We start from the raw sequence: 3115 nt of genomic DNA, 5'->3' as shown, positions 1-3115 counted from the left end.
CGAGGCCGAGGCCCTCGCCGAGATCGAGGCCTGCGCCGCCCGGCTGCGCCGGCTCACCGGCTCCGTCGGCACCTGGTTCAGGCCCTCCCGCACCCGGAACGCCGCCCCCCACGTCCTGCGCGCCGCCCGGCGCGCCGGATACCCGCACGCCCTCTCGTACGACGTCGACTCCCTCGACTTCACCTCGCCCGGCGCGGCGGCCGTCGTCCGCAACGTCACGGGGCCCGTCCGCGCCGGATCCGTCGTCAGCCTGCACTTCGGCTACCCGGACACCGCCGCCGCGCTGCCCCTCCTCCTCGCCGATCTCGACCGCCGCGGCCTGAGCGCGGTCACCACCACGGAGCTGCTGAGCTGATGGCACACCTCACGAAGAGATCCAGGATCCTCCTCGCCGCCGCCCTCCTCGCCGGTCTCGCCGGCTGCGGCAGCGCGAACCACTCCGAGGGCGCGGCCCCCGTGAAGAAGGCCGACGCCCCCGCCGTACCCAAGCCGGCCGCCGCACCCGCCGGGCTCCCCGGGATGCCGCCCCTGCTCGACCCGCACGACGTCTACGCCGCCGACCGGCCGAACCGGCTCTCCCCGGTGGTGAAGAACTTCCCCTCCCGGGTCTACGTGCCCAACACCAACTCCAACACCGTCTCCGTCATCGACCCCGCCACCTACCAGGTCGTCGAGACCATCCCGGTCGGCATCCAGCCCCAGCACGTCGTGCCCTCCTGGGACATGAAGACCCTCTGGGTCAACAACGACCGGGGCCACACCCTCACCCCCATCGACCCCGCCACCGGCGTCGCGGGCAAGCCCGTCGAGGTCCACGACCCGTACAACCTCTACTTCACGCCCAACGGCAAGTACGCCGTCGTCATGGCCTCGCTCGACCGCGAACTCGTCTTCCGCGACCCCCACACCATGGAACGGAAGAAGACCGTCCCGGTCAGCTGCTACGGCGTCAACCACGCCGACTTCTCCGCCGACGGACGCTACTTCGTCGTCTCCTGCGAGTTCTCAGGCGAACTCCTCAAGGTCGACACCGAGAAGATGGAGGTGATCGGCCAGCAGAAACTGCCCTTCGACGGCGCCATGCCGCAGGACGTGAAGATCTCCCCGGACGGCAAGACCTTCTACATCGCCGACATGATGGCCCACGGCATGTGGGTCCTGGACGGCGAGAAGTTCACCACCCCCACCCTGCTCCCCACCGGCAAGGGCTGCCACGGCCTCTACGTCAGCCGGGACTCCCGCGAGATGTACGTCTCCAACCGCGGCGAGGGCACCGTCTCCGTCTTCGACTTCCAGCAGAACAAGCTCACCAAGAAGTGGAAGCTCCCGGACGGCGGCTCCCCCGACATGGGCGGCGTCTCCGCCGACGGCAAGGTCCTGTGGCTCTCGGGACGGTACGACGCCGAGGTGTACGCGATCGACACCACGACCGGCAAGCAGCTCGCCCGCATCCCCGTCGGCAGCGGCCCGCACGGACTCGCGGTCTACCCGCAGCCGGGCCGCTACTCCCTCGGCCACACCGGCATCTTCCGCTAGCGGCTCAGCCGGCGATCAGGAGCGCCTCCGAGGCCACCGGGCGGTAGCCCGCCGCCTGGAAGACGCGGACGCTGCGGGCGTTGCCGGGGGACTGCTGGGCCCACACCACCTCGCCCGGGACGAGGTGGCGGGCCGCCGTCGCCAGGGCCCGCCCCAGGCCCCGGTGGCGCACCTCCTCGTCCACCTCGATCGCGGCCTCCCAGCGGCCCGCGACGCCCCGGCCCAGGATCAGGACACCGCCGTCGGCCGCCCACACCCGGACGTCGTCGCGGAACTTCAGCGCCCGCGCCACCCGGGGGTGCGCCGGGTCGTCGATCTCGCGGAGCTCCAGCGGGGGAGGGCCCGGCAGCGCGTCCGCCACCGTGAGCAGGTCGATCGTGTTCATGTGCCGGCCGGTGCGGGCCATCAGCGCGAGCAGGAAGCCAGGGTTCATGCTCGCCGCCAGCGGATCGCTCGATGTGGCCGCCAGCTGGTTCCGTACCCACTCCGGGTCGGCGTCCGTGAAGACCACCGAGTGCGCGGTGAAGGCGAGCACCCCCGCGTCCCGGGGGCCCGGCTGCGGCACCACCGTCGTCGAACCGTCCGGGGGCGGGAACTGCCCGCGTGCCGCCGCCGCCAGGACCCGTGCCACCTCGTCGCTCATGCCCCCATCATCCTTCAGCGCGCGGCCAGCTAATCTGACCCCCGTCAGACAAGCACCAAGAAGGGGCGGACGCAGTGGCGGACATCGACTCGGCACGCACGGCATTCAACAAGTTCGACGTGAACGGCGACGGCTTCATCACCGCCGAGGAGTACAAGCACGTCATGGCGGAGCTGGGCGACTTCAACGTCACCGTGACGGTCGCCGAGGCGATCATCAAGCAGCGCGACGACAACGGCGACGGTGTGCTGTCCTGGGACGAGTTCTGGGCGCACTACACCAAGGCGTGACCTGAAGGACCCCGTTGCGGGCGGTGCCCGCCCCGTTGTGGGCAATCGTTCCGCCGGGGCGAAGGGGGTCCCCCTTGCCCTGCGGGACGATTGCCCACACGGCGGGCGGCGAAGGGCACCGCCCAGCCAGGCGCGGGCCCACACGGGCGCGGGACGAAGGCCCAGCCAGGCGCGCGCCCGCACGGAGCAGGGCGAAGCCCCGGCGCGGGCCCGTACGGGGCACCGCGCGACCTGACGCATTGGCCTAGACCTATTGTGCGGCACTGTCCGTGACGGTACGTTCGTCCACGGCTGCGCAGCCGGACGTAACGCACCACATCGCATCGTCACTCACTCCGCCGGGGCATCCCGGCGTTTTCAGGAGGCAATGCCATGTACCGCCGCACAGCAGCCGCACTCGCCACAGCCGTCACCGCCGGGGCGCTCGCGCTCGGCGCCGCCGGAGCCGCCCAGGCCGGCCCGGGGCCGGGCTACTACGCGAACAGCTCCTACGGCTCGTACGCCGACTGCCAGGCCGCGGGGCAGGCCGGCTACAAGATCTGGGGCCCGATCTACTCCTGCGAGCCCTTCAGCGCCGACCGCCAGGACATCATCGTCCTCTGGGTCCGCGCCTGACGAACGGAAACGGCCGGCCCCGGGGATCCCG

General features: G+C 71.6%; 5 protein-coding genes. 4 read left to right on the top strand and 1 reads right to left on the bottom strand.

Going from position 1 to position 3115, the window contains the following annotated elements:
- Both CCN56_RS32800 and CCN56_RS32795 read left to right on the top strand, forming a co-directional pair.
- Positions 1–355, top strand: a 355-nt coding sequence (locus tag CCN56_RS32800; RefSeq protein WP_143664693.1) for a polysaccharide deacetylase family protein, incomplete at its 5' end; no start/stop codon positions are given.
- Positions 355–1536, top strand: coding sequence for a YncE family protein (locus CCN56_RS32795; protein ID WP_086831507.1), 1182 nt, complete (start codon positions 355–357; stop codon positions 1534–1536). The genes CCN56_RS32800 and CCN56_RS32795, both read left to right, overlap by 1 nt.
- Positions 1537–1540: 4 nt before the next feature.
- Here CCN56_RS32795 and CCN56_RS32790 read toward each other — a convergent pair whose 3' ends face one another.
- Complete coding sequence (locus CCN56_RS32790; RefSeq protein ID WP_086831506.1) at positions 1541–2179, bottom strand: GNAT family N-acetyltransferase; 639 nt, start codon at positions 2177–2179, stop codon at positions 1541–1543.
- A 74-nt stretch (positions 2180–2253) separates the two neighbouring features.
- Between CCN56_RS32790 and CCN56_RS32785 the strand changes: the two genes are divergently transcribed.
- Positions 2254–2469 (top strand): EF-hand domain-containing protein, encoded by a 216-nt coding sequence (locus CCN56_RS32785; RefSeq protein WP_086831505.1) that lies wholly within the window; start codon positions 2254–2256, stop codon positions 2467–2469.
- A 372-nt stretch (positions 2470–2841) separates the two neighbouring features.
- Positions 2842–3084 (top strand): hypothetical protein, encoded by a 243-nt coding sequence (locus tag CCN56_RS32780; RefSeq protein WP_086831504.1) that lies wholly within the window; start codon positions 2842–2844, stop codon positions 3082–3084.
- Positions 3085–3115 lie beyond the last annotated feature (31 nt).

The organism is Streptomyces sp. NRRL B-24572 (genome assembly GCF_002156145.1).
In the GTDB taxonomy this organism is placed as follows: domain Bacteria; phylum Actinomycetota; class Actinomycetes; order Streptomycetales; family Streptomycetaceae; genus Streptomyces; species Streptomyces vietnamensis.
This window is presented reverse-complemented; position numbering and strand designations above follow the sequence as displayed.